This is a genomic window from Pseudomonas sp. 65/3-MNA-CIBAN-0223 (assembly GCF_040310425.1).
Lineage (GTDB): Bacteria > Pseudomonadota > Gammaproteobacteria > Pseudomonadales > Pseudomonadaceae > Aquipseudomonas > Aquipseudomonas gregormendelii.
This window is the reverse complement of sequence record NZ_JBEOPV010000296.1, coordinates 1-245: the sequence shown is the minus strand read 5'-3', so window position 1 is coordinate 245 and position 245 is coordinate 1. Positions and strand designations below refer to the sequence as shown.

Annotated in this window: 1 protein-coding gene; it reads right to left on the bottom strand. The window is 43.3% G+C overall.

The genetic code is table 11. The features are described 5' to 3' along the window. Positions 1-202, bottom strand: a 202-nt coding sequence (locus AAEZ09_RS28955) for a hypothetical protein (RefSeq protein WP_350601761.1), incomplete at its 3' end; no start/stop codon positions are given. Between the last annotated feature and the right edge of the window lie 43 nt (positions 203-245).

Sequence of the window (245 nt, the reverse complement as noted above, 5' to 3'; positions counted from 1 at the left end):
ATCTTTTAGTTTGCTCTTTTACAACCAGATCAAACATCAAGTTTTCTAATGAAAGATCGTATGCCAGAATTGGCTTCTCGCCTTCCACTACACCATTGTAACTCTCCATCCACTTCATAATAAACTTAATATCGATCAGGCATCCCTCCACAAGCTTATTATGAATCTCCCTGCTGTATCCTTCTGTTACTTTCTCGTTCATCCCCGGTCCAGTCGGCCATTCAAACCCTTTGCCGACCCAGCCC